The organism is Streptomyces sp. NPDC088730 (assembly GCF_044751215.1).
GTDB lineage: Bacteria > Actinomycetota > Actinomycetes > Streptomycetales > Streptomycetaceae > Streptomyces.
On sequence record NZ_JBIVLK010000002.1, the window covers coordinates 335,630 to 361,691 of the forward strand.

Sequence of the window (26,062 nt, forward strand, 5' to 3'; positions counted from 1 at the left end):
GTGCTGTACACCCCAGCACTTAGCCGCCGCGCACATCGTTACCATGCGTGGACGCAGCAACGGACGACGATCGACAGCAGCTCATGACGACGAGGGACGGGTAGGCGCGTGGCCGAGGCGGCAGACTTCCAGGGGATGAGTCCCTCTCCTGCCCGCCGGTGGCTGCGGCGCACAGCCGCCGTGCTTGCCGGGGCTCCCCTCTTCGCCGCCCTGCTGGCCGGGGCGGCCGCTCCGGCAGCGCAGGCGGGCGTGCCGGACAAGGCCCCGACGGGCTCCGGCACGGTCGCGGTGTCCCTGGACACGGTGACTCCGAGTGCCCCGGTGAAGGGGGACACCCTCACCGTCTCCGGCACCCTGACCAACAAGAGCAAGGAGACCGTCACCGCGGCTCAGGTCGATCTGCGCGTAGGCCCCCGGCTCTACAGCAGGACGTCGATCGACGCGGCCAACCAGCGCACGGGATATCTGCCCGGTGCCGACCCGTCACCGATCGGCGGCAAGTACACGGTCAAGGTCGCCAAGCTGCCGTCCGGGATCAGCCAGGACTTCACCCTCTCCGTGCCCGTCAGCAAGCTGGGGCTCGGCGACGACGGCGTGTACCAGCTCGGCGTGACCCTGTCGGGCCAAACGTCCCATGCCCTGTACGACCAGGTGCTCGGGATCGAGCGGACGTTCCTCCCGTGGCAGAGCGAGGACCGCGACGCCAAGCCCCGGATCAGTTACGTCTGGCCCCTGATCGCACCGGCGCACCTCACCGCGGAGACCGGCTCCGACTCCCAGCAGACCCCGGTGTTCGCCGATGACGAGCTGGCCGCCGAGATCGCGCCGGGCGGCCGTCTGGAACAGATGGTGTCGCTGGGCAGGCAGCTGCCCGTGACCTGGGTCATCGACCCGGACCTGCTGGCCAGCGTCGACGCGATGACCCGGGACTACCGGGTCAAGTCCGGCGACACCACGATCGCCGGTACGAATCAGAACGTGGCCAAGCAGTGGCTGAGCTCGCTGGAAGCGGCGGTGACCGAGGGCAAGGTCATCGCGCTGCCGTTCGGAGATCCCGATCTGGCATCGATCGCGCACCGCGGCAAGAACGTGTCGGGCACCCTGAGCCACCTCCAGAACGCCAGCGAGGTGGCCGTGACGACGGTGCAGACGATCCTGCACCTGAAGCCCTCGACGGACTTCGCGTGGCCGGTCGACGGTGCCATCGACCCGTCGATCGTGGACGTCGCCACATCGGCCGGCGCCCACAACGTGATCTCCCGCAGCGACAGCCTCCAGGAGAACGGCGGCCTGGTCTACACGCCCACCGCCGCCCGGCCGATCGGCGGCGGCACCACTGCCGTGGTCTCCGACTCCCGGCTCTCCACCGCCTTCCAGGGCAACATGACGAAGGCCGGGGAATCCACGCTCGCCGTGCAGAAGTTCCTCGCCCTCACGCTCTCCCTGGCCGAGCAGGACACGGACAAGGACCGGAGCGTCGTTGTCGCGCCCCAGCGCATGCCGACCGTCGCCCAGGCCCAGACGATGGCCCGCGCCCTGCACGCCCTCGACGACGATCGCTGGACGCAGTCCCAGGGACTGATCCAGGCGGCCGAAGGGAAGCCCGACGCGAAGGCGACCACGCAGGTCCCCCGGACGTCCCGCTACCCGAAGAAGCTGCGCAGCCAGGAGCTGCCCACCCAAGCCTTCCAGGACATCAAGTCCACCCAGGCCTCGCTCAACAACTTCCAGGTCATCCTCACCCAGCCCGAGCGCGTGGTGACCCCCTTCGGCAACGCGGTCAACCGCTCCATGTCGACGTCGTGGCGGGGCAGGCCGCTGGAGGCCCAGCAGTACCGGGATTCGGTGCGCACCTACCTGCAGGGCCTCGTCAACGAGGTCCAGCTCATCTCGAAGTCGGATGTCACCCTGTCCGGGCGGAGCGCCACGATCCCGGTGACGGTGCAGAACAGGCTGTTGCAGGACGTCGACCACCTGGTGCTGCGGCTGAGGTCGGAGAACGCGACGCGGCTCAAGCTGAACGACGGCGGTGCCGTGGCCGAGCAGCCGATCCAGATCGCCGGCGGTCACAGCCAGTCCGTGAAGTTCGACGCCGCGGCCAACATCAACGGCCAGGTCCAGATGACCGCCCAGCTGTACACGGAGGACGGCACACCGTACGGCGCGGAGATGAACTTCACCGTGAAGGTGTCCGAGCTGACGCCGACCGTCCTTCTCGTGATCGCCGGCGGACTGCTGCTGCTGGTCCTCGCAGGCATCAGGATGTATGCACATCGCAAGCGGGCGAACGCGGGCGGCGCGGCGGGCGACGACGGCAGTGAACCCGAGCAGCCGAGTGACCCGACGCCGGACACCGGTCCTGAAAGCACGGAGCCGTCGGGCACGGGTGAGAAAGTGGACCGTTGAGCGATGTCTGTCGTGGCCGGTCGGCCGGGGACGATGAGGTGGGGTTTCGATGAACGCGCCGTACGACGGTGATCGCGGTCAGGGTACGGGCGGAGCTGGGTCTTCCGGTGGTCCTCCGGTGCCCCCTGGTCCGGAGGAGGTGCCACCGGCGCCCGATCCGTACCTGCAGTCCGCGTACGACTACGACCCCTACCGGGCGCAGGACCTCTCGGCGCAGGATCCGGTGAACGAGGCCCTGTACGACCGTGCGGCGCATCCGCCGCCGCCCCCCGGCACCTACCAGCAGCCGCAGCCGCTCTACCAGCAGCCGCCTGCCGCCCCGTACGCCCCCGACCCGCGGATCTGGGCACAGACTCCGCCGCCCGAGCCCGACGGCCCGTCCCGGCACCTGCCGTACGGCGACGACGCGGCAACCACCCAGTTCGTCGGCGTGGACGATCTCGTCACCCAGGCCTCGGCGGGGCGCGACGAACCCGACGCGTTCGCCCACCTCTTCCGGGACCAGGAGGGGCCGGCGGGCTCCCCCGTCCCGCACCGGCCCGAGCCGGCCCCCGCGCCCGTACCGCCCAAGTCCGGCGGACGGGCCTCCGGGCTGCTGAAGTCCAGTGCGGTCATGGCGGCCGGCACCCTCGTCTCACGGCTCACCGGGTTCGTACGCAGCCTGGTGATCACCGCGGCCCTCGGCGCGGCCCTGCTCGGCGACAGCTTCACCATCGCCTACACGCTGCCGACGATGATCTACATCCTCACCGTGGGCGGCGGCCTCAACTCGGTGTTCGTCCCGCAGCTCGTCCGCTCCATGAAGGACGACGAGGACGGCGGCGAGGCCTACGCGAACCGGCTGCTGACCCTGGTGATGGTCGCGCTCGGCGTGATCGTCGCCCTGGCGGTCTTCGCGGCGCCCTGGCTCATCCGGCTGATGTCGGACACGATCGCCAGTGACCCGGCCGCCAACAACGTGGCCATCACCTTCGCCAGGTACTGCCTGCCCACCATCTTCTTCATGGGTGTGCACGTCGTGATGGGCCAGATCCTGAACGCCCGCGGGAAGTTCGGCGCGATGATGTGGACCCCGGTCCTCAACAACATCGTCATGATCTTCACCTTCGGCATGTTCATCTGGGTCTACGGCACCTCCCACGAATCCCACATGGGCGTCCAGACGATCCCGCCGGAGGGCGTCCGGCTGCTGGGCATCGGCACACTGCTCGGCCTCATCGTCCAGGCCCTCGCCATGATCCCGTACCTGCGCGAGGCCGGATTCCGGTTCCGCCCGCGCTTCGACTGGAGGGGTCACGGGCTCGGCAAGACGGTCAAGCTGGCCAAGTGGACGGTCCTGTTCGTCCTGGCCAACCAGGCCGGTGTCCTCGTCGTCACACAGCTCGCGACCTCCGCGGGCAAGGAGTCCGGCAGGAACGGCGCCGGTTTCCTGGCCTACTCCAACGCCCAGCTGATCTGGGGCATGCCACAGGCGATCATCACCGTCTCGGTCATGGCCGCCCTGCTGCCCCGCATCTCCCGTGCCGCCCACGACAACGACCCGGGCGCGGTCCGCGACGACATCTCGCAGGGCCTGCGCAACTCCGCCGTGGCCATCGTGCCGGTCGCCTTCACCTTCCTCGCCCTGGGCGTTCCGATCTCCACCCTGCTGTACGCCTCCACCGGCCCGGAGGCCGCCCGTTCCATGGGCTACATCCTGATGGCCTTCGGCCTCGGACTGATCCCCTACTCGGTGCAGTACGTGGTGCTGCGAGGGTTCTACGCCTACGAGGACACCCGCACCCCCTTCTACAACACCGTCATCGTCGCCCTGGTCAACGCGGCCGCCTCGGCCATCTGCTACATCGCCCTGCCCGCCCAGTGGGCGGTGGTCGGCATGGCCGCCTCGTACGGCCTCGCCTACGCCGTCGGCGTCGGTATCGCGTGGCGCCGGCTCCGCGACCGTCTGGGCGGCGACCTGGACGGCGCCCACGTGCTGCGTACCTACGCCCGGCTCTGCCTCGCCGCCATCCCCGCGGCAGTGCTCGGCGGCGGTGTGGGATTCGCCCTTCTCCACGCGCTCGGCGACGGCGCATCGGGCTCGCTTCTCGCGCTGGTCTGCGGTGGGATCGTGCTGCTGGGTGTCTTCGTCGTCGCGGCGAAGCGGATGCGGATCGAAGAGATCAACGGCATGGTCGGCATGATCCGGGGACGGCTCGGCCGCTGAAGATCACCGGCCCGCACAACCATCTCCGGCACCTGCGTGTCGTGCATGGTGCCGGAGTGTGGGCACAATTGGCGTGACTGTGCAGAGCTGGCTGGCATCGCGCAACGGATGGGGAGGCAGGAACGACGGTGGCGGAACGTAGCACGGCTGCCGTTGACGTGGCCGACAACAGCGGCGACAAGCCGCTGTCCGCCAAGGCGGACGAGGCCACGAGCGACGGCACGGCAGAAGCCCAGGACTCAACGGGCGCAGGCCCCCAGGAAGGGGTGGACGAACCGGCGGACTCCGAGGTCACCGTTTCCTCCCCCGATCTGCACAGCGGTCACAAACTCGCCGGGCGCTACCGGCTGGAGGAGTGCGTCACCCGTCTGGACGGCTTCAGCAGCTGGCGCGCCGTCGACGAGAAACTGCGCCGCGCGGTGGGCGTCCACCTCCTCCCCGCCGACCACCCGAGAGCCCGCTCCGTGCTGGCCGCGGCCCGTTCCTCCGCGCTGCTCGGCGACCCCCGCTTCGTGCAGGTCCTCGATGCGGTGGAGGAGAACGACCTCGTCTACGTCGTCCACGAATGGCTTCCGGACGCGACGGAGCTCACCGCACTGCTGGGCGCGGGGCCGATGGAGGCCCACGACGCCTACCAGCTCGTCAGCCAGATCTCCCAGGCCATGGCCGCCGCGCACCGCGAGGGACTGGCCCATCTGCGGCTCACTCCCGGCGCGGTGCTCCGCAGCTCCTCCGGTCAGTACCGGATCCGCGGCCTCGCGGTGAACGCGGCACTGCGCGGCATCACCTCCGAAGGCCCGCAGCGTGCCGACACCGAGGCGATCGGCGCCCTCCTCTACGCCGCGCTGACCCAGCGCTGGCCGTACGAGAGCGACGCCTACGGTCTCACCGGGCTCCCCAAGGGCGTGGGCCTGATCCCGCCCGACCAGGTACGGGCCGGCGTCCACCGCGGCCTCTCCGAGATCGCCATGCGGGCACTCGCCAACGACGGCGCCACGGCCTCCCGCCAGGAGCAGCCGTGCACCACCCCCGACGAACTGGCCAAGGCCGTCGCGGCGATGCCGCGCATCCGCCCGCCCGAGCCCACGTTCACCGCACCGCCCGAGTACCAGCGGACCACGTACCAGCAGGGCACCTACGGTCGTCCCGCCGGACCCGGCGTCGCACCGACCCAGTCCGTGCACGTCGTACCGCCTGCCCCGCTCCAGAGCCGCACGGGCAGGGCACTCAAGTGGGCCGTCTCCGCGCTGCTCATCGCGGCACTGGGCCTCGGCAGCTGGCAGCTCGCGGAAACCCTCCTGGACCACGACAGCAAATCGGGTGACCCGGGTACCACGCAGAGCAACCCGCAGAACGGCGACACCCCGCCGGTCGAGAAGAGCAAGCCCGTCCGGATCGTCAGCGCCAAGGACTTCGACCCGCTCGGCGACGGGACCGAGAAGCCCCAGGACATAGATCACGTCTACGACGGAGACCCGAACACGTACTGGCACACCGACGGCTACTACTCCGCCGACTTCGGGAAGCTGAAGGAGGGCGTCGGGGTCGTACTCGATCTCGGCGAGGTCCAGCGGGTCCGCACGGTGGACGTGACCTTCCTGGGCGGCACCACATCAGTCGAGTTGCGCACCTCCAGCGACGCCACGGCACCGACGATGCCCAACAACTTCACAAAGGTTGCCGAAGGTTCAGGCACAAACGTGTCGCTCAAGCCCAGTGAGTCCGTCCAGGCGCGGTACCTTCTGGTCTGGCTCACCAAGCTGCCGCCGAGCGAGGGGACGTTCCGGGGCAAGGTCTCGGACATCAAGGTCACCGGCTGACAGTAACGAGGGAGGGGGCTCACTGTTGGAAGACACCAGATTCGCCGACTCGACTGATCAGGACCTTCTGGCCGGCCACGTAGCCGGTGAGCCGGACGCCTTCGGTGAGCTCGCACGACGTCATCGCGACCGGCTGTGGGCCGTTGCTCTGCGCACCCTGGGTGACCGGGAGGAAGCCGCCGACGCCGTGCAGGACGCCCTCGTCTCCGCCTTCCGCGCCGCGCACACCTTCCGCGGCCAGTCCGCCGTGACCACCTGGCTGCACCGCATCACCGTCAACGCCTGTCTCGACCGGGTCCGCAAGGCCTCCTCCCGGAAGACCTCGCCCGTCAACGACCCGGAGCGGCTCGACCAGCTTCTGGAGCCGCACGAGTCCGCCGAGGCACCGGCCGAGCGGCAGGATCTGCACCGCGAACTGTTCGCAGCCCTCGCCACCCTCCCCGCCGAACAGCGTGCGGCCCTCGTCCTCGTCGATATGCAGGGGTATCCGGTGGCCGAGGCGGGTCGCATCCTCGACGTGCCGGTCGGCACCGTGAAGAGCCGCTGCGCCCGGGGCCGCGCCAGACTGGCCCCGCTGCTCACCCATCTCCGCGGCGAAGCCGGGGACAGCGGTGAGCGGGAGGCGGGAAGGAACCGGACGGCGAGAGCATCCGTCCCACCGGCAGCAGGGCCAAGAGACGCGGGAACAAGCGATCCAGCTGGAGTGAAGGGCGGAGGTGGGCGAACATGACATCGACAACCGACACGAGCCGGCACCCGGACGTCTCAGAGATCTCCGACCTCACCGAAGGCGTGCTCTCCGCGCCTCGCACCACCGATGTCCGCCGCCACGTGGACAGCTGCGAGCTCTGCTCCGATGTCCGGGCCTCGCTGGAGGAGATCCGCAGCCTGCTGGGCTCCATGCCCGCCCCGCAGACCATGCCCATCGACATAGCGGACCGCATCGATGCCGCGCTCGCCGACGAGGCCCGTGCTGTTGCCTCCGCCTCCGCCGCGGAGGCGGAAGGTTCACGCGCCAAGGCAGATGTTTCACGTGCCGCGAAGGCAGATGTTTCACGTGAAACAGAGCCGGCCGCCACCGGGCAGGAGCTCGCGGACCGCCCCGCCGGGCACGCACGTGCCGCCACCGGTCCCGGCCGCCGCCCGGTACGCCGACGCCGCCGCAGGGCGGTGTTCGGCGCCACACTGGGCGCCGCTGTAGTAGGTGTGAGCGTCTTCCTGCTGCAGAACGTCCCCACGTCGCATAACTCCGCCGACGTCAGCGCCTCGGACCACGGAACCAGCGCCGAGAAATCCGACTCTCAGGCGTTCTCGCAGTCCACGGTCCAAGAGCGTGTCCACAGCCTTCTGAGCACCGGCTCGGCTCCGTCGGCCCCAGACAAGTCACCCGGCCGGAACCAGGCGCCATCGATCGACACGAAGTCCTCGCCGGAGACCGAGCCTGCCGGCTCGGCGTCCCCTCAGGCGCCGCTCCGCGCTCCCGTGGTGTCGGTCCCTTCCTGTGTGGAACAGGGGATAGGGCGTGACGCTGCCGTCCTCGCTGTAGAGAAGGGCACCTACCAAGGTGCTGAGGCGTTCCTCGTCGTCCTTCCGCACCCCACCGACACGACCCGGGTCGAGGCCTACGTCGTCGATGCCGGATGCGTCGGCGCGGACCCCGCGGTCAAGGGGAAGCTCCTGCTGACCCACGCCTACGCCCGCCCCTGAGCATCACGCAGGATGCCGCCCTGGAACGTCGGGAATGCATCCCCCGTAGGATCCGTTGGGTGGGGTGAGAGTCGTTGAACCGGCCCCAGTAGGCGTGGACAGTAGGCAGTCTGCAGAGACGAGGAAGAAACCCGTGAGCGACGTGCGTAATGTGATCATCATCGGCTCCGGCCCAGCGGGTTACACGGCCGCGCTGTACACCGCGCGCGCCTCTCTGAAGCCGCTGGTCTTCGAGGGTGCCGTCACCGCCGGTGGCGCGCTGATGAACACGACCGACGTGGAGAACTTCCCCGGATTCCAGGACGGAGTCATGGGCCCGGAGCTCATGGACAACATGCGCGCCCAGGCCGAGCGGTTCGGTGCCGAGCTGATCCCCGACGACGTGGTGTCCGTGGACCTCACGGGTGACATCAAGACCGTGACCGACACCGCGGGCACGGTGCACCGCGCCAAGGCCGTCATCGTCACCACTGGGTCGCAGCACCGCAAGCTCGGTCTGCCCAACGAGGACGCCCTCTCCGGACGCGGCGTCTCCTGGTGCGCGACCTGCGACGGGTTCTTCTTCAAGGACCAGGACATCGCCGTGGTCGGCGGCGGCGACACCGCGATGGAGGAGGCAACGTTCCTCTCCCGCTTCGCCAAGTCGGTCACCATCGTCCACCGCCGCGACTCGCTGCGAGCCTCCAAGGCCATGCAGGACCGCGCCTTCGCAGACCCGAAGATCAAGTTCGCCTGGGACAGCGAGGTCGCCGGAGTGCACGGCGAGCAGAAGCTGTCCGGTCTGACCCTGCGCAACACCAAGACCGGTGAGACCTCCGAGCTCCCCGTCACCGGCCTGTTCATCGCAGTCGGCCATGACCCGCGCACCGAGCTTTTCAAGGGTCAGCTCGACCTCGACGACGAGGGCTACCTCAAGGTCCAGGCCCCCTCGACGCGCACGAACCTCACCGGTGTCTTCGGCGCAGGCGATGTCGTCGACCACACCTACCGGCAGGCCATCACCGCTGCCGGCACCGGCTGCTCCGCCGCACTCGACGCCGAGCGCTTCCTTGCCGCGCTCGCCGACGAAGAGAACGCCGCCGCAGCCACCGTCTGATCCAAGCCTCACCCACACCCCCGCGAAGTTAAGGAGGCCGCCGTGGCCGGCGCGCTGAAGAACGTGACTGACGACTCGTTCGACGAGGTCGTCCTGAAGAGCGACAAGCCCGTACTGGTGGACTTCTGGGCTGCCTGGTGCGGACCGTGCCGTCAGATCGCCCCCTCCCTGGAGGCCATCGCGGCTGAGCACGGCGAGATCGAGATCGTCAAGCTCAACATCGACGAGAACCCGGCCACCGCTGCCAAGTACGGCGTCATGTCCATCCCGACGCTGAACGTCTACCAGGGCGGCGAGGTCGCCAAGACCATCGTCGGTGCCAAGCCGAAGGCCGCGATCCTTCGCGACCTCGAAGGCTTCATCGCCTGATAAGGCAGAACCGCTGCCCGATGTTTCACGTGAAACGGGCCCACCCTCTGAGGGTGGGCCCGTTTCACGTTCTACGGCGCCTGCGGAACCCGCGCCGCGCGAAATCACAGCGGTCGCAGCACCGGCTCCTTCTGGACCGCACCCAGTAGCCGGTCCAGAGCCAGCTCTACATCCTCTTTCCACGAAAGGGTCGTGCGCAGTTCCAGCCTCAGCCGCGGATGAGACGGATGTGTTCGTACGGTCTTGAACCCCACTGCCAGCAGATGATCCGCAGGCAGCACACAGGCCGGTTCTTTCCAACGGGCGTCCGCGAACGCCTCGATCGCCTTGAATCCACGACTGAGCAGATCCTTGGCAACGGTCTGCACCATGACCCGGCCCAGGCCTTGCCCCTGGTATCCCGGCAGGATCAGGGCGGTCATCAGCTGAACGGCATCGGGGGAGACCGGACTGGTCGGAAAGGACGCAGCCCGCGGGACGTAGGCCGGCGGTGCGTAGAGGACGAAGCCGACCGGAACGTCATCGACGTAGACAACGCGGCCGCAGGATCCCCACTCCAGCAGGACACCGGAGATCCAGGCCTCCTTCTCCACCTCCGGCCTGCCGGCCTTGACCGCAGCCGCTCCGCGCACCGGATCGAGTTCCCAGAACACACAGGAACGACAGCGCTCGGGCAGATCAGAGAGGTTGTCCAGCGTGAGCGGTGCGAGCCGACGCCCCATGAAGGCTGTTCCTCACTTCCCTCGTCCACCGCATCGCATGCGACGGACGGTGCGCTCCGTTCGCGGAAACGGATCAACCGGATGTGGCCTACCTCAACGCATCGTATCCACGACGGGATCAAGCTGACACCGAGAGAAAGCAAAGGGCGGGCTGAGTTCCGTTCTACCGGAACACAGCCCGCCCAGCGTCGTTCAGACGTCAGCTCTCGTCGTCCTCGGCCGGCTCCTCCGCCGGGCTGCGGTCCAGCACACGGCCTTCACCGGGAGCGAGGCTGCCGAGGATGCGGTCCAGGTCCTCCATCGAGGCGAACTCGACGACGATCTTCCCCTTCTTCTGGCCGAGGTCCACCTTCACCCGGGTCTCGAAGCGGTCCGAGAGCCTGGATGCCAGATCGGACAGCGCCGGTGACAGCCGGCCGCCGGCTCGCGGCCCCTTGGCCTTGGAGGCGCTCGTGGGCCTGGAGCCCATGAGCGTCACGATCTCCTCGACCGCACGCACCGACAGACCCTCGGCCACGATGCGATGTGCCAGCTTGTCCTGCTCCTCGGAGTCGTCCACCGAGAGCAGCGCACGTGCGTGTCCCGCCGAGAGCACCCCGGCAGCGACCCTTCGCTGCACCGGAGGCGACAGCCTCAGCAGACGCAGGGTGTTGGACACCTGCGGGCGGGAACGCCCGATGCGGTCGGCCAGCTGGTCATGCGTGCACTTGAACTCCTTGAGCAGCTGGTCGTACGCAGCCGCCTCCTCCAAGGGGTTGAGCTGAGCCCGGTGAAGGTTCTCCAGGAGCGCGTCCAGGAGGAGCTTCTCGTCATCCGTGGCCCGGACGATGGAGGGGATTCGCTCCAGACCCGCCTCGCGGCAGGCCCTCCAGCGCCGCTCGCCCATGATGAGCTCGAAGCGGTCAGCACCGGTCTGCCGTACGACGACCGGCTGGAGGAGACCGACCTCCTTGATGGAGGTCACCAGCTCGGCAAGCGCGTCCTCGTCGAAGACCTCACGGGGCTGACGCGGGTTCGGCGTGATGGAGTCGAGCAGGATCTCGGCGAAGTACGCCCCTGCCACCTCGCCCGGTCCGCCGGCTCCGGACGAATCCGAAACAGGAGCACTCGGCTCCGGCACCGCGGCGAGCGACGTCACCTTGGCGGCAGCGACTCCCCGCTCGGCCGTCATGACCGGACCCGCTCCGGCAGAGGACACATCGGACCGGGTAGACGAGACCGGCTTCTCCTGCGGAGCGGCGGGAATCAGGGCACCGAGCCCTCGCCCCAACCCTCTACGACGCTCACTCACTGGATCCCCTCCGAAGTGTTCTGCTGACTGTTCCGACTGCCCGTGTGGGCCTGCTGCGCCTCGTAATGCAGCCCCACCCCGCGCAGAGCGATCTCACGTGCCGCCTCAAGATACGACAAGGACCCGCTGGACCCGGGATCGTAGGTGAGCACGGTCTGCCCGTAGCTCGGCGCCTCGGAGATCCGGACTGAGCGCGGAATGCTGGTGCGCAGCACCTCCTTGCCGAAGTGGGTGCGCACCTCCTCCGCGACCTGCGACGCGAGCCTGGTCCGGCCGTCGTACATGGTGAGCAGGATCGTCGACACATGGAGCTCGGGGTTGAGGTGCCCCCGTACGAGGTCGACATTGCGCAGCAGCTGGCCAAGCCCTTCCAGCGCGTAGTACTCGCACTGGATCGGGATCAGCACCTCGGCACCGGCCACCAGGGCGTTGACGGTCAGGAGACCGAGTGAGGGCGGGCAGTCGATGAGGATGTAGTCCAGCGGCTGTTCGTAGGCCTGGATCGCCCGCTGGAGTCGACTCTCCCGCGCCACCAGCGACACCAGCTCGATCTCCGCACCGGCGAGATCGATGGTCGCTGGGGCGCAGAAGAGACCTTCGACGTCCGGGACGGGCTGAACCACGTCGGAGAGCGGCTTGCTCTCCACCAGGACGTCATAGATCGAGGGGACCTCGGCGTGGTGGTCGATACCCAGTGCCGTGGAGGCGTTCCCCTGCGGGTCAAGGTCGACCACCAGGACACGAGCACCGTGGAGGGCTAGTGACGCGGCAAGGTTGACCGTCGAGGTGGTCTTGCCCACCCCGCCCTTCTGGTTGGCCACCACCATGACGCGTGTCTGGTCAGGTCGCGGCAGCCCCTCGCCGGCGCGGCCAAGGGCCTCGACCGCCAGCTGTGCCGCGCGGCCGATGGGTGTGTCGTCCATCGGTGGCGGTGTTTCACGTGAAACACCGTCCACCGCCGATTCGGATCGGGGACCGGGGACCGGGTCGGTCATCGGTCCCGCGATGTTGGCGTCGGACCGCAAGGATTCACTCTCCTCGACTTCAGGCTCGCAATGAGCAGAGCCTGCCATGCTTTCGGGGTCGCGAACCAGCGAGGCCCGCTCTTCTGTGGACGAATCCACTTCTGTGGACAACTCCGTAGCCCTAACGGGCCTGCGATGGCGAGGCGTGGCAGCCGCACGACCGCGGCTGATAATTCCATGCAGCAGAGAGCGACGTTTCACGTGAAACACGATGCCCCTGCAGCGTAGCTACAGGGGCACGACACTCCGCGCGGGGTACGTCCACCTCCCCGTGCGAGGTATCTCCGATACGCCCACCAAACGGTGCGTAACGGTCATGCGCACAGCGTGATCGGACAGATCAGCGACGACGGCGTGTCCGGCTGACTCTCGCGGCCTTGGCCCTCTTTGCGGCGAACCTCACACCACCGGGACTCTCGCCCACCACCACACGCACCACGGTGGACATCGGATCAACGATGCCCTCACCCACCTGAAGCACCTCGGTCTCCAGCACGCCGAGCTTGCTCAGGGCCGCCCGCGCGCCGTTGATCTCTTCCTCGGCGGTATCGCCCTTGAGCGCCAGCATCTCGCCGTACGGGCGAAGCAGTGGCACTCCCCAGCCCGCCAAGCGGTCCAGCGGAGCCACTGCCCGAGCTGTCACCACGTGGACCGGCTGAAGGGTTCCCAGTACCTCCTCGGCCCGGCCGCGGACGACCGTCACATGATCGAGCCCCAGGAGCTCGACGACCTCCTGGAGGAAGTTCGTCCGCCGCAGCAAGGGCTCCAGCAGGGTGATCTTCAGATCCGGCCGCACGAGCGCCAGCGGAATACCCGGAAGCCCCGCACCCGAGCCCACATCGCAGACCGTGACGCCATCGGGGACGACCTCGGAGAGCACCGCACAGTTCAGCAGGTGCCGCTCCCAGAGCCGCGGCACCTCGCGCGGACCGATCAGCCCGCGCTTGACCCCCGCGTCGGCCAGCAGTTCCGCGTACCGGACAGCCTCGGGAAAGCACTCACCGAACACCTCCCGGGCCTCGTCGGGCGCCTGGGGAAGCTCTACTTCCTCCGTCACGGGAACCGTCCTTCCATACCGCATTACCGCACCATGGTGGCTGACTATCAGGCTGACAAAGATCGGCCCCGCCTGCGAACAGACGGGGCCGACAGGAGAAGAGCCGGTCAGGCCGGCAGGACGACGACGAAGCGCTGCGGCTCCTCGCCCTCCGATTCGCTGCGCAGACCGGCGGCCGCGACCGCGTCGTGCACGACCTTGCGCTCGAACGGCGTCATCGGATCCAGCTTCACCGGTTCACCGGAGCTCTTGACCTCGTCCGCGGCCTTGGCACCCAGCTCGGCCAGCTCCGTACGCTTCTGCGCCCGGAAACCCCCGATGTCGAGCATCAGACGGCTCCGGTCACCGGTCTCCCGGTGCACGGCCAGCCGCGTCAGCTCCTGGAGCGCCTCCAGCACCTCACCGTCGCGGCCCACGAGCTTCTGCAGTTCACGTGCCGACTCACTGATGATCGAGACCGCGGCCCGATCCGCCTCGACGTCCATGTCGATGTCGCCGTCGAGATCGGCGATGTCGAGCAGGCCCTCAAGGTAGTCCGCTGCGATCTCCCCTTCCTGCTCAAGGCGGGTCAAGGTGTCGCTGCCCTCAGCGGCCGTGGAGGTGGTGCCTTCCGTCACGGATGGACTCCTTCTTACTTCTTGGACGGGTGCTTGGGCCGCTGCGGGCCCTTGCGCTGTCCGGACTTGGCTTGGCGTGAGGAGCCGGACGCGGACTTGCCGCCCGCCGGCTTGGGCTTGTCGTCCTGCGGTGCCTTCTTCTGCAGGGAGGTCGCGGTCCCCGACTCGCTGGAGTCGGCGTCCTTCGCCCCGCCCTGCTGACCCGCGGCGGTCTGACGCTTTGCCTTGGTCTGGCGCTTGGGCTGCTGACGGCGCTGTGCGGCTCCGGCCTCGGCCTCGGCCTCGGCGGTCTCGCTCTTCACCACCGTGCCGTCCTCCTGCGCGGCGAGACCGAGCTTGGCCAGTCCGGTGATGAACTTCCGCTCGATGTCATTGCGGTCCGGGCCCTTGGACACGATCCGCTTGACCGTATTGCGCTTGGTCCTGCCGCGCACCTCACCGTGGGCGGTGACGCTCTTCAGCAGACGTCCCAGGTACTGGTCCTGCGCCTTGCTGCCCGGCGTCGGGTTCTGGTTGATCACGTACATCTGCTGACCCATGGTCCAGACGTTGGTGGTCAGCCAGTAGACGAGGACACCGACGGGGAAGTTGATGCCCATGACGGCGAAGATCAGCGGGAAGATGTACATCAGCATCTTCTGCTGCTGCATGTACGGCGTCTTGACCGTCAGGTCCACGTTCTTCGTCATCAGCTGGCGCTGGGTGAAGAACTGCGAGGCCGACATCATCACGATCATGACCGCGGTGACGACCCGGACATCCACCAGCGAGGCGCCGAGTGCCTGGACCTTGTCCGCGCTGTCCATGAACTTGGCGGCCAGCGGAGCACCGAAGATGTGTGCCTGACGCGCGCTGTCCAGCAGCGACTGGTCGATCACACCGATCTTCTTGTTCGACGCGATGGCCGAGAGCACGTGGTACAGAGCGAAGAAGAACGGCGACTGCGCCAGGATGGGAAGGCACGAGGACAACGGGTTGGTACCCGTCTCCTTGTACAGCTTCATCATCTCTTCGGACTGACGCTGCTTGTCGCTCTTGTAGCGCTCCTGGATCGCCTTCATCTTCGGCTGGAGCACCTGCATGTTCCGCGTCGACTTGATCTGCTTGACGAACAGCGGAACGAGACAGATACGGATCAGCACCACGAGGGACACGATGGACAGACCCCAGGCCCATCCCGTGTCGGGGCCGAAGATCGCCCCGTACAACTTGTGGAACTGGACGATGACCCAGGAAACAGGCCATGTGATGAAGCTGAACAGACTGGCAATCGTGTCCACTAATCAGGCTCCTTGAGCATTGGGCGAAGTCTCTGCGGCCGAGCTCGGAAGATCGGTGGCCGATCCCCCGGGAGGCACACCAGCGGCGGAGTCCCCGCCCTTACCGCCGCGGAAGAGATCTCGCAGCAGTTCGTGCCAACGCGGACGTTTGCGTGGTGGTACGTAATCCACGCCGCCGGGTGACCACGGATTGCATCGCAGGATGCGCCAGGCTGTCAGCGCCGTTCCCTTGATCGCTCCGTGCCGGTCGATCGCCGTATATCCATAGTGGGAACACGACGGGTAGTAACGGCAGACAGGCCCGAGAAGTGGGCTGATCGTCCACTGGTACAGCTTGATGAGAGCCAGCAGCGGGTACTTCATCGCGCGCCCCCTCCCAGCAGCCGCTCCAGGGCGGCATCCAGGTCTCGGGCCAGCTGTTCATGGTCGGCGTCGCCCGCACCGGGCAACGCTCGTACGACAACCAGGCTACCGGGGGGCAGCAGGGCCAGTCGCTCTCGGACCAGATGGCGAAGCCTTCGCTTCACCGCTGTGCGGACGACCGCCCCACCCACGGCTTTGCTGACAACGAAACCCGCACGCGGCGGGGGAACAGTCTCCCCAGTCACGTGCGGGTCCGTTGCACCGCTACGCAGATGGACGACGAGTAGCGGGCGGCCGGCCCTGCGTCCTCGTCGTACCGCGGTCGCGAAGTCCTCGCGCCGCCTCAGCCGATTCTCGGTAGGCAGCACGTCATGACGACCTGTACGCGATCAGGCGGACAGGCTGGCGCGGCCCTTGCCACGGCGGGACGCGAGAATCGCGCGGCCGGCACGGGTCCGCATACGCAGGCGGAAACCGTGGGTCTTCGCGCGACGACGGTTGTTCGGCTGGAAGGTGCGCTTGCTCACTCGGGGGCTCCAGAAATGATCGTGTGTTGGCGGGACATCGCCTGGCTGTCACCGTGCGCCCACGAGAGACTCGCGTAAACGCCCTAGTGCACCGCTTCACAATCACAGATCGTGATCTTTGCCCATCGGAGGCAGGCGGCAGCAGCCATCGACAACTCGACCTGGTCACGGTACGCGCGGCTACGCCATCCGGTCAAACCGACCCTGTCGGACCTCCCATTGTGCACAGCCTGTGGACAACGACTTGAACCGCATGGGTCGGCCGACCTACCGTGGCTGAACCCCGGTTCTTTTTCTTCCCGCCTGCCGGTCCTCACCCATCCCGACCCATACGTCCCGAGAAATACACATTCGTGGGACCAGCGAGAGAGCGTGCCTTGTGGCTGACGTACCTGCCGATCTTGCCGCAGTGTGGCCACGAGTGCTGGAGCAACTCCTCGGGGAGGGCCAGCAGGGCATCGAGCCGAAGGACAAACAGTGGATCGAGCGCTGCCAGCCGCTCGCCCTGGTCGCCGACACCGCGCTGCTCGCCGTCCCCAATGAATGGGGCAAGCGCGTACTGGAGGGCCGGCTCGCTCCGCTCATCAGCGAGACGCTGACCCGTGAGTGCGGCCGCCCGATCCGGATCGCGATCACGGTCGACGACTCCGCGGGCGAGCCGCCGAACCCACCGGCGCCCCCGATGCACCAGTCGCAGCAGCACCAGTCCCAGCAGCAGCACCGCTACCAGGGACCGCAGCACGACGAGCGGCAGCACAACGACGCCTACGACGGTTACGGGCACCGCCCCTCGGACGACGGCATGCCGACCGCCCGTCCCGCCTACCCCGACTACCAGCAGCAGCGCCCGGAGCCCGGCGCCTGGCCGCGCACCCAGGAGGACCTCTCCTGGCAGCAGCCCCGGCTCGGCGGATACCAGGACCGCGACACCTCCGGCGAGCACTGGCGCGAGCCGTACGGCGGCGGCCGCTCCCAGCAGCAGCCCCAGCACGACTACCGCCAGCAGCCCCCCGAGCACCAGGGCTACGAGTCCCAGCGGTCCGAGCGGCGCGACATACAGGAGCCCCAGCACCGGCAGGGCGGCGGAACGGGCCGGCCCGGCGGCGTCCCGGGACCGATGGGCGCACAGCCCGCACCCGCACCGGGCCCCGGTGAGCCGCACGCCCGGCTGAACCCGAAGTACCTCTTCGACACCTTCGTCATCGGGGCCTCGAACCGCTTCGCGCACGCCGCGGCCGTCGCCGTCGCCGAGGCGCCCGCCAAGGCGTACAACCCGCTCTTCATCTACGGGGAGTCGGGGCTCGGCAAGACCCACCTGCTGCACGCCATCGGGCACTACGCCCGCAGCCTCTACCCCGGGACCCGGGTGCGGTACGTGAGCTCGGAGGAGTTCACCAACGAGTTCATCAACTCGATCCGCGACGGCAAGGGCGACACCTTCCGCAAGCGGTACCGCGATGTCGACATCCTGCTGGTCGACGACATCCAGTTCCTGGCGAGCAAGGAGTCGACGCAGGAGGAGTTCTTCCACACCTTCAATACGCTCCACAACGCCAACAAGCAGATCGTGCTGTCCTCCGACCGGCCGCCCAAGCAGCTGGTGACCCTGGAGGACCGGCTGCGGAACCGGTTCGAGTGGGGTCTCACCACCGATGTGCAGCCGCCGGAGCTGGAGACGCGCATCGCGATCCTCCGTAAGAAGGCGGTACAGGAGCAGCTCAACGCTCCGCCGGAGGTGCTGGAGTTCATCGCCTCCCGTATCTCCCGCAACATCCGGGAGCTGGAGGGCGCCCTCATCCGGGTGACGGCCTTCGCCAGTCTCAACCGCCAGCCGGTGGACCTCGGGCTGACCGAGATCGTGCTGAAGGACCTGATCCCGGGCGGCGAGGACGCCGCCCCGGAGATCACGGCGCCGGCCATCATGGCGGCGACCGCCGACTACTTCGGGCTGACGGTGGAGGATCTCTGCGGATCCTCGCGCAGCCGCGTGCTCGTGACGGCGCGCCAGATCGCGATGTACCTGTGCCGTGAGCTGACGGACCTCTCGCTGCCCAAGATCGGCGCCCAGTTCGGCGGCCGCGACCATACGACCGTGATGCACGCCGACCGCAAGATCCGCGCGCTGATGGCGGAGCGGCGCTCCATCTACAACCAGGTCACCGAGCTCACCAACCGCATCAAGAACGGCTGACGGACCACCACCTCGTCACACGACCACGCTTCCACGAGCACCAAGAGGGCGCTCCGGGACCCGAATCGGGTCCCGGAGCGCCCTCTTCAGTTGGGTCCGGGACCGCTGTGCACGGGGTTCTCGGGACGCGGGCCCGTCCCCGCTGTTCGAATACCTGCCGTGGAGGGGCTGTTCTCCACAGATCTGGGCACAATCCCCCCTCCACAGCCTGGGGATTGAAAAGTTGTCCATACTGCTTCCACAGGCACGGCAGCCGATACACCATCAGGCCAGCTCAGAGGCCTGGGGATTTGTGGTCAACAATGATCCACAGCCTGTGGACAAGTTTTTCGTCCACAGGGTCGCGTCAGTGTTGTCCACCGGCGGCCCACAGGACGGGCCTTCTTGTCCCCAGCTTCTGCGGGCTTCTCCACACCTCTGTCCACTGTTCGGCAACACGACACCGGCTCTCACCGTCCCGAGTGAAAGGCGTCACACCAAGAGGGGCGGTTGGGCTGTGGGGAAGCTGGGTAAAGCTGGGGACAGACCTGGGGAGAAACCCCCCTGCCCTGTGTACCGGTTGTGCAGAACTTTCGGGTGTCCACAGAAACCCCGGGTTGTCCACCGGTGCCGCCCACAGGACCGGTGGACAAAAAACAGGGCCTGACCTGCGGAAACGACGTTATCCACGGTTTCCACAGGCCCTACTACTACTACTACCTCTAGTTAGCCCGGAATCCGCTTCGAAGTGGGGCCTGTGCACAACTCGGCGCCGGAGCTCCGCGGACCGCTTGTCGCGACTTGACCCCGAGCAGCACCGAGTGTCGGTGCCGTACGTCAGACTGGACCCCGGCGTCCTCCCCGTCCCATCGGTGGAGCGACCCGACCAGACGACGAAGGCCAGCAGGGCGAGCGAGCAACAGCAGGAGGCGGTTCCGGTGAAGATCCGGGTGGAGCGCGATGTACTCGCGGAGGCTGTGGCCTGGGTGGCCCGTAGCCTCCCGGCCCGGCCGCCGGCGCCCGTTCTTGCGGGGCTGCTGCTGAAGGCCGAGGACGGCGCCCTCAGCTTCTCCAGCTTCGACTACGAGGTCTCGGCCCGGGTCTCGGTGGATGCCGAGATCGAGGAGGACGGCACGGTGCTGGTCTCCGGCCGGCTGCTCGCCGACATCTGCCGTGCGCTGCCCAACCGGCCGGTGGAGATTTCCACAGACGGTGTACGGGCGACGGTGGCCTGCGGCTCCTCGCGGTTCACACTCCACACCCTTCCTGTGGAGGAGTACCCCGCACTGCCCGAGATGCCGACGGCGACCGGGACGGTCCCCGGCGAGGTCTTCGCCTCCGCCGCCGCTCAGGTGGCCATCGCGGCGGGCCGCGACGACACGCTGCCCGTCCTCACCGGTGTGCGCATCGAGATCGAGGGCGACACCGTCACCCTGGCCTCCACCGACCGCTACCGCTTCGCGGTCCGCGAGTTCCTCTGGAAGCCGGAGAACGCCGACGCCTCCGCCGTCGCCCTGGTCCCCGCCAAGACGCTGCTGGACACCGCCAAGGCGCTCACCAGCGGTGACACGGTCACGCTGGCGCTGTCGGGTTCCGGCGCGGGTGAGGGGCTCATCGGCTTCGAGGGCGCGGGCCGGCGGACGACCACCCGGCTGCTCGAAGGCGACCTGCCCAAGTACCGCACGCTCTTCCCGACCGAGTTCAACACGGTCGCGGTCATCGAGACCGCCCCGTTCGTCGAGGCCGTCAAGCGCGTCGCGCTGGTGGCCGAGCGGAACACCCCGGTCCGGCTCAGCTTCGAGCAGGGTGTGCTGATCCTGGAGGCCGGTTCCAGCGACGACGCACAGGCTGTGGAGCGCGTGGACGCGGTCCTGGAGGGCGACGACATCTCGATCGCCTTCAACCCGACCTTCCTGCTGGACGGCCTGAGCGCGATCGACTCCCCCGTCGCCCAGCTCTCCTTCACGACGTCCACCAAGCCCGCGCTGCTCAGCGGCCGCGCCGCCGTGGATGCCGAGGCGGACGACGCGTACAAGTACCTGATCATGCCGGTCCGCCTCTCCGGCTGATCCGGTCACCGGTCCTGTCACGGCAGGCCCCGACGGGCACGCTCAGCGCCGAGCATGCCCGTCGCCCTGTCCCCGGCCGGGCGTAGGCTCGGTCCTGGGTACGAATCGGCACAACGCTTAAGGAATCTCTGATGGAGATCGGTCTCGTCGGCCTCGGCAAGATGGGCGGCAACATGCGCGAGCGCATCCGCCGCGCAGGCCACACCGTCATCGGTTACGACCGCAACCCGGACGTCGCCGATGTCCACAGCCTCGAAGAGCTCGTGGGCAAGCTGAAGGGCCCCCGGGTCGTGTGGGTGATGGTCCCGGCCGGCGCCGCGACCCAGTCCACGATCGACGAGCTGGCCGAGCTGCTGTCGGCCGGAGATGTCGTCGTGGACGGCGGGAACTCCCGTTGGACCGACGACGAGAAGCACGCGGTCGAGCTCGGCATCAAGGGCATCGGCTTCGTCGACTGCGGCGTCTCCGGCGGTGTCTGGGGCCTGGAGAACGGCTACGCGCTGATGTACGGCGGCGACGCCGAGAACGTCGCGAAGGTCCAGCCGGTCTTCGACGCCCTGAAGCCCGAGGGCGACTTCGGTTCCGTCCACGCGGGCAAGGTCGGTGCCGGCCACTTCGCGAAGATGGTTCACAACGGCATCGAGTACGCCATGATGCAGGCCTACGCCGAGGGCTGGGAGCTCCTGGAGAAGGTCGACTCCGTCACCGATGTGCGCGAGGTCTTCCGCTCCTGGCAGGAGGGCACGGTCATCCGTTCCTGGCTGCTCGACCTGGCGGTCAACGCGCTGGACGACGACGAGCACCTGGACCAGCTCCGCGGTTTCGCCGCCGACTCCGGCGAGGGCCGGTGGACGGTGGAGGCCGCGATCGACAACGCCGTCCCGCTGCCCGCGATCACCGCGTCGCTCTTCGCCCGGTTCGCCTCGCGGCAGGACGACTCCCCGCAGATGAAGATGATCGCCGCGCTGCGCAACCAGTTCGGCGGCCACGCGGTCGAGAACAAGAAGTAGCAGCGAAGGGGAGCGGGCCGGAACTGGTGTCCGCCCGCACCACACAGCACGGAGCAGGAAGCCGGGAAGGTCGGCGTACACCATGCATGTCACGCATCTGTCGCTGGCCGACTTCCGCTCGTACGCCCGGGTCGAGGTGCCTCTCGACCCGGGCGTCACCGCGTTCGTGGGGGCCAACGGCCAGGGCAAGACCAATCTGGTCGAGGCCGTCGGCTATCTCGCCTCGCTCGGCAGCCACCGGGTCTCCTCGGACGCGCCGCTGGTGCGCGTGGGCGCGGAGCGGGCCGTCATCAGGGCCGCCGTCACCCAGGGCGAGCGTTCGCAGCTGGTCGAGCTCGAACTGAATCCGGGCAAGGCCAATCGCGCCCGGATCAATAGATCCTCGCAGGTCAGGCCCCGTGACGTGCTCGGCATCGTACGGACGGTGCTGTTCGCTCCGGAGGACCTGGCGCTGGTGAAGGGCGATCCGGGCGAGCGCCGCCGGTTCCTGGACGAGCTGGTCACGGCGCGGTCGCCGCGGATGGCCGGGGTCCGGTCCGACTACGAGCGGGTGCTGAAGCAGCGCAACACGCTCCTGAAGTCGGCGGCGATGGCGCGCAGGCACGGTGGCCGTTCGATGGACCTGTCGACGCTCGACGTCTGGGACCAGCACCTGGGCCGAGTGGGCGCCGAGCTGCTGGCACAGCGGCTGGACCTGATCGCGACGATGCAGCCGCTCACGGACAAGGCGTACGCGGACGTGGCGCCCGGCGGCGGCCCGGTGACGCTGGAGTACCGCAGCTCGGTCGGCGCGGACGTCGGTCCCGCCCGGACCCGCGAGGAGCTGTACGGGCAGCTCATCGCGGCCCTGGCCGAGGTGCGCAAGCAGGAGATCGAGCGGGGCGTGACGCTGGTCGGCCCGCACCGCGACGACCTGGTGCTCGGGCTGCGCGGGATGCCGGCCAAGGGATACGCGAGCCACGGGGAGTCGTGGTCGTACGCGCTGGCCCTGCGGCTGGCCTCGTACGAGCTGCTGCGCAGCGAGGGCAACGAGCCCGTGCTGGTCCTGGACGACGTCTTCGCCGAGCTGGACGCGCGGCGGCGTGAGCGCCTTGCCGAGCTGGTGGCGCCGGGCGAGCAGGTGCTGGTGACGGCCGCGGTGGACGACGACGTCCCGGGGGTGCTCGCGGGGACGCGGTACGCGGTCTCCGCGGGCGAGGTGGAGCGGTTGTGAGCGGCCCGGAGCAGCTTCCGGAGGGCGGTCCGGCCGGGACACCGCGGGAACCGTCCTCCGGGGCCTCGAAGCAGCCGGAGCCCTCGGGGGTGGACCTGGCCCGGGTGGCTCTGCGCGCGGCGAAGGAGCAGGCGCGGGCCCGCGGTGCGGCGGCGCAGCAGAAGAAGCAGGCCCGGCGGGGCGGCGGGCTGCGGTCCGGGGCGCGGGCGGACGGCCGGGATCCGCTGCCGCTGGGTGCGGCGATCAACCGGCTGATCACCGAACGCGGCTGGGAGGCGCCCGCGGCGGTGGGCGGTGTGATGGGCCGCTGGCCGCAGATCGTAGGTGATGATCTGGCCAATCATTGTGTGCCGCTGCGTTATGACGAGGATCCCGATGAGCGGGTGCTGACGGTGCAGTGCGACTCGACGGCGTGGGCGACCCAGCTGCGGCTGCTGGCGCCTCAGCTGGTGGCCCGGCTGAACGCGGATCTGGGGCACGGCACCGTACGGATGATCAAGGTCCTGGGGCCGGGAGGGCCGCAGCGGAGGTTCGGTCCGCTGCGTGCGCCGGGCAGCGTGGGACCGGGCGACACCTACGGCTGACCTGCGCTTTTACCCGTTCTGAAGGTCAGTGCGACCGTGCTGCCCGAGAGGGCGGCGGCGAGGTGTGACCCTCCTGCTCCCGATGCCCGCGGACTCCGTGCCGCACGGGTGTGCGGTGGTGGAAACCGCGGGGTGCGGAGCGGGCGTCCCTCACCGTAGCGGGAGGTTGACAGGCCGAAGCGCTCAACGCCCGTGTGAGCCCCTTGAGGCCCCTTCCCGGATATGGGGAGTCGTCAGGCGTGGATTCAGGGCGGCACATGCGGACTCAGGTACCGGCAAACCCCCATTCGGGTCGGCGCTACCGGTAGACTGGTGGACAATCCCGCGTCCTTGCGGGATTCGTCGATACAAGCCGAACGACGCAGCCGCTCCCGCCTGCCCGGAGAACGGCCTGTGCTGTGCCAGAAAGGGCGCTTCGTGGCCGATTCCGGCAACCCCAACGAGAACATTCCGTCCATCCCCGACGGGAGCACCGCCGCTCCCGCCCCGGGCGAGGTCACCGCCTCGTACGACGCCAGCGCGATCACCGTGCTGGAGGGCCTGGACGCGGTCCGCAAGCGACCCGGCATGTACATCGGCTCGACCGGTGACCGCGGTCTCCACCACCTCGTCCAAGAGGTCGTCGACAACTCCGTCGACGAGGCGATGGCCGGTCACGCGGACACGATCGACGTCACGATCCTCGCCGACGGCGGGGTGCGCGTGATCGACAACGGCCGTGGCATCCCGGTCGGCATCGTGCCGTCCGAAGGCAAGCCGGCCGTCGAGGTCGTGCTCACCGTGCTGCACGCGGGCGGAAAGTTCGGCGGCGGCGGCTACGCGGTCTCCGGCGGTCTGCACGGCGTCGGTGTGTCCGTCGTCAACGCCCTGTCCACCCGGGTCGCGGTCGAGGTCAAGACCGACGGCTACCGCTGGACCCAGGACTACAAGTTCGGCGTCCCGACCGCCCCGCTGAAGCAGAACGAGGAGACTGTCGAGACGGGCACGTCCGTCACCTTCTGGGCCGACGGCGACATCTTCGAGACGACCGAGTACTCCTTCGAGACGCTCTCGCGCCGCTTCCAGGAGATGGCCTTCCTCAACAAGGGCCTCACCCTCAAGCTGACGGACGAGCGGGAGTCCGCGAAGGCCACGGCCGGCGCGGACAGCGCCGAGGCGACCGAGGTCCCCGAGGACGAGACGACCCGCACGGTCACGTACCACTACGAGAACGGCATCGTCGACTTCGTCAAGTACCTCAACTCCCGCAAGGGCGACGTCATCCACCAGTCGGTGATCGACATCGAGGCCGAGGACAAGGACCGGCTCCTCTCGGCCGAGATCGCCATGCAGTGGAACACGCAGTACAGCGAGGGTGTCTACTCCTTCGCCAACGCGATCCACACGCACGAGGGCGGTACGCACGAGGAGGGCTTCCGCGCGGCGCTGACCTCGCTGGTCAACCGGTACGCCCGCGACAAGAAGCTGCTGCGCGAGAAGGACGACAACCTCACCGGCGAGGACGTCCGCGAGGGCCTGACGGCGATCATCTCGGTGAAGCTGGGCGAGCCGCAGTTCGAGGGCCAGACGAAGACCAAGCTGGGCAACACGGAGGCCAAGACCTTCGTGCAGAAGGTCGTCCACGAGCAGCTCACGGACTGGTTCGACCGGAACCCCAACGAGGCCGCCGACATCATCCGCAAGGGCATCGCCGCGTCGACCGCCCGGGTGGCCGCCCGCAAGGCGCGTGACCTGACCCGCCGCAAGGGGCTCCTGGAGAGCGCCTCGCTGCCGGGCAAGCTGAGCGACTGCCAGTCCAACGACCCGACGAAGTGCGAGATCTTCATCGTCGAGGGTGACTCCGCCGGTGGTTCGGCGAAGTCCGGCCGTAACCCGATGTACCAGGCCATCCTGCCGATCCGCGGCAAGATCCTGAACGTCGAGAAGGCCCGGATCGACAAGATCCTCCAGAACACCGAGGTCCAGGCGCTGATCTCGGCCTTCGGCACCGGAGTCCACGAGGACTTCGACATCGAGAAGCTCCGCTATCACAAGATCATCCTGATGGCGGACGCCGACGTCGACGGGCAGCACATCAACACCCTGCTGCTCACGTTCCTCTTCCGTTTCATGCGGCCGCTGGTCGAGGCCGGGCACGTCTACCTCTCGCGCCCGCCGCTCTACAAGATCAAGTGGGGCCGGGACGACTTCGAGTACGCGTACTCGGACCGCGAGCGCGACGCCCTCGTGGCGCTCGGCAAGCAGAACGGCAAGCGGATCAAGGAAGACTCGATCCAGCGCTTCAAGGGCCTCGGCGAGATGAACGCCGAGGAGCTGCGTGTCACCACGATGGACGTCGACCACCGCGTGCTCGGCCAGGTCACGCTCGACGACGCGGCGCAGGCCGACGACCTGTTCTCGGTGCTGATGGGTGAGGACGTCGAGGCGCGGCGCTCGTTCATCCAGCGCAACGCCAAGGACGTCCGCTTCCTCGACATCTGAGTCGGCCGTACAAGCGAGCCGCAGCCGCAGCGCGAAAGGACTTTGACCA

Annotated in this window: 22 protein-coding genes; 13 read left to right on the plus strand and 9 right to left on the minus strand. The window is 68.3% G+C overall.

Translation table 11 applies throughout. The features are described 5' to 3' along the window. Positions 1–108 precede the first annotated feature (108 nt). The 7 genes from ACIP89_RS08225 (at position 109) to trxA (ending at position 9,604) form a co-directional block, all read left to right on the plus strand. Positions 109–2,406, plus strand: coding sequence for a DUF6049 family protein (locus tag ACIP89_RS08225; protein WP_402113793.1), 2,298 nt, complete (start codon positions 109–111; stop codon positions 2,404–2,406). 49 nt (positions 2,407–2,455) lie between these two features. Then, positions 2,456–4,612, plus strand: a complete 2,157-nt coding sequence (murJ, locus tag ACIP89_RS08230; protein ID WP_402113796.1) for a murein biosynthesis integral membrane protein MurJ — start codon at positions 2,456–2,458, stop codon at positions 4,610–4,612. Positions 4,613–4,740: 128 nt separating this feature from the next. After that, positions 4,741–6,432 (plus strand): serine/threonine protein kinase, encoded by a 1,692-nt coding sequence (locus ACIP89_RS08235; RefSeq protein WP_401925010.1) that lies wholly within the window; start codon positions 4,741–4,743, stop codon positions 6,430–6,432. Positions 6,433–6,457: 25 nt separating this feature from the next. After that, positions 6,458–7,162 carry an RNA polymerase sigma factor SigM gene (sigM, locus tag ACIP89_RS08240; RefSeq protein WP_401925008.1) on the plus strand — a complete coding sequence of 235 codons (705 nt, stop codon included), beginning with the start codon at positions 6,458–6,460 and terminating at the stop codon, positions 7,160–7,162. Beyond that, positions 7,159–8,139: a hypothetical protein gene (locus ACIP89_RS08245; RefSeq protein WP_402113799.1), complete on the plus strand. Its 981-nt coding sequence runs from the start codon at positions 7,159–7,161 to the stop codon at positions 8,137–8,139. Before sigM ends, ACIP89_RS08245 begins: the two co-directional genes overlap by 4 nt. A gap of 133 nt (positions 8,140–8,272) precedes the next feature. Continuing rightward, positions 8,273–9,235: a thioredoxin-disulfide reductase gene (gene trxB / locus ACIP89_RS08250; RefSeq protein ID WP_402113802.1), complete on the plus strand. Its 963-nt coding sequence runs from the start codon at positions 8,273–8,275 to the stop codon at positions 9,233–9,235. Positions 9,236–9,277: 42 nt separating this feature from the next. Beyond that, positions 9,278–9,604 (plus strand): thioredoxin, encoded by a 327-nt coding sequence (gene trxA, locus ACIP89_RS08255; RefSeq protein WP_371777300.1) that lies wholly within the window; start codon positions 9,278–9,280, stop codon positions 9,602–9,604. Positions 9,605–9,708: 104 nt separating this feature from the next. Here trxA and ACIP89_RS08260 read toward each other — a convergent pair whose 3' ends face one another. The 9 genes from ACIP89_RS08260 to rpmH all read right to left on the minus strand — a co-directional run bounded on the left by ACIP89_RS08260 (position 9,709) and on the right by rpmH (position 16,486). Continuing rightward, positions 9,709–10,326 (minus strand): GNAT family N-acetyltransferase, encoded by a 618-nt coding sequence (locus ACIP89_RS08260; RefSeq protein WP_401924999.1) that lies wholly within the window; start codon positions 10,324–10,326, stop codon positions 9,709–9,711. A 199-nt stretch (positions 10,327–10,525) separates the two neighbouring features. Further along, a complete protein-coding gene (locus tag ACIP89_RS08265) occupies positions 10,526–11,617 on the minus strand; it encodes a ParB/RepB/Spo0J family partition protein (protein ID WP_401926058.1) in 1,092 nt (363 codons plus the stop codon). After that, positions 11,614–12,690: a ParA family protein gene (locus tag ACIP89_RS08270; RefSeq protein ID WP_078617613.1), complete on the minus strand. Its 1,077-nt coding sequence runs from the start codon at positions 12,688–12,690 to the stop codon at positions 11,614–11,616. The genes ACIP89_RS08265 and ACIP89_RS08270 overlap by 4 nt, the downstream gene beginning before the upstream one ends. Positions 12,691–12,982: 292 nt before the next feature. Beyond that, on the minus strand, positions 12,983–13,699 hold the full coding sequence (gene rsmG, locus ACIP89_RS08275; protein ID WP_024489509.1) for a 16S rRNA (guanine(527)-N(7))-methyltransferase RsmG: 717 nt from the start codon (positions 13,697–13,699) through the stop codon (positions 12,983–12,985). A gap of 107 nt (positions 13,700–13,806) precedes the next feature. Further along, on the minus strand, positions 13,807–14,316 hold the full coding sequence (locus ACIP89_RS08280; RefSeq protein WP_073733240.1) for a R3H domain-containing nucleic acid-binding protein: 510 nt from the start codon (positions 14,314–14,316) through the stop codon (positions 13,807–13,809). Positions 14,317–14,330: 14 nt separating this feature from the next. Continuing rightward, a complete protein-coding gene (gene yidC / locus ACIP89_RS08285) occupies positions 14,331–15,596 on the minus strand; it encodes a membrane protein insertase YidC (protein WP_402113805.1) in 1,266 nt (421 codons plus the stop codon). A gap of 3 nt (positions 15,597–15,599) precedes the next feature. Continuing rightward, the gene (gene yidD / locus ACIP89_RS08290) at positions 15,600–15,959 is read right to left on the minus strand and encodes a membrane protein insertion efficiency factor YidD (RefSeq protein WP_402113808.1); all 360 of its coding nucleotides are present in this window, start codon (positions 15,957–15,959) and stop codon (positions 15,600–15,602) included. Next, positions 15,956–16,327, minus strand: coding sequence for a ribonuclease P protein component (gene rnpA, locus ACIP89_RS08295; protein ID WP_401924990.1), 372 nt, complete (start codon positions 16,325–16,327; stop codon positions 15,956–15,958). The genes yidD and rnpA overlap by 4 nt, the downstream gene beginning before the upstream one ends. A 21-nt stretch (positions 16,328–16,348) precedes the next feature. Then, positions 16,349–16,486, minus strand: coding sequence for a 50S ribosomal protein L34 (gene rpmH / locus ACIP89_RS08300; protein ID WP_010985740.1), 138 nt, complete (start codon positions 16,484–16,486; stop codon positions 16,349–16,351). 379 nt (positions 16,487–16,865) lie between these two features. Between rpmH and dnaA the strand changes: the two genes are divergently transcribed. The 6 genes from dnaA (at position 16,866) to gyrB (ending at position 26,013) form a co-directional block, all read left to right on the plus strand. After that, positions 16,866–18,677 (plus strand): chromosomal replication initiator protein DnaA, encoded by a 1,812-nt coding sequence (gene dnaA, locus ACIP89_RS08305; protein WP_401924987.1) that lies wholly within the window; start codon positions 16,866–16,868, stop codon positions 18,675–18,677. Positions 18,678–19,594: 917 nt separating this feature from the next. Continuing rightward, the gene (dnaN, locus tag ACIP89_RS08310; RefSeq protein ID WP_024489504.1) at positions 19,595–20,725 is read left to right on the plus strand and encodes a DNA polymerase III subunit beta; all 1,131 of its coding nucleotides are present in this window, start codon (positions 19,595–19,597) and stop codon (positions 20,723–20,725) included. 131 nt (positions 20,726–20,856) lie between these two features. After that, on the plus strand, positions 20,857–21,735 hold the full coding sequence (gene gnd, locus ACIP89_RS08315) for a phosphogluconate dehydrogenase (NAD(+)-dependent, decarboxylating) (protein WP_073733247.1): 879 nt from the start codon (positions 20,857–20,859) through the stop codon (positions 21,733–21,735). Positions 21,736–21,817: 82 nt separating this feature from the next. Then, positions 21,818–22,948: a DNA replication/repair protein RecF gene (gene recF, locus ACIP89_RS08320; protein ID WP_401924984.1), complete on the plus strand. Its 1,131-nt coding sequence runs from the start codon at positions 21,818–21,820 to the stop codon at positions 22,946–22,948. Beyond that, positions 22,945–23,532, plus strand: a complete 588-nt coding sequence (locus ACIP89_RS08325; RefSeq protein WP_401924981.1) for a DUF721 domain-containing protein — start codon at positions 22,945–22,947, stop codon at positions 23,530–23,532. The genes recF and ACIP89_RS08325 overlap by 4 nt, the downstream gene beginning before the upstream one ends. A gap of 393 nt (positions 23,533–23,925) precedes the next feature. Further along, entirely contained in the window at positions 23,926–26,013 is a 2,088-nt protein-coding gene (gene gyrB / locus ACIP89_RS08330) for a DNA topoisomerase (ATP-hydrolyzing) subunit B (RefSeq protein WP_401924978.1), read from the plus strand. The last annotated feature ends 49 nt before the right edge of the window (positions 26,014–26,062 follow it).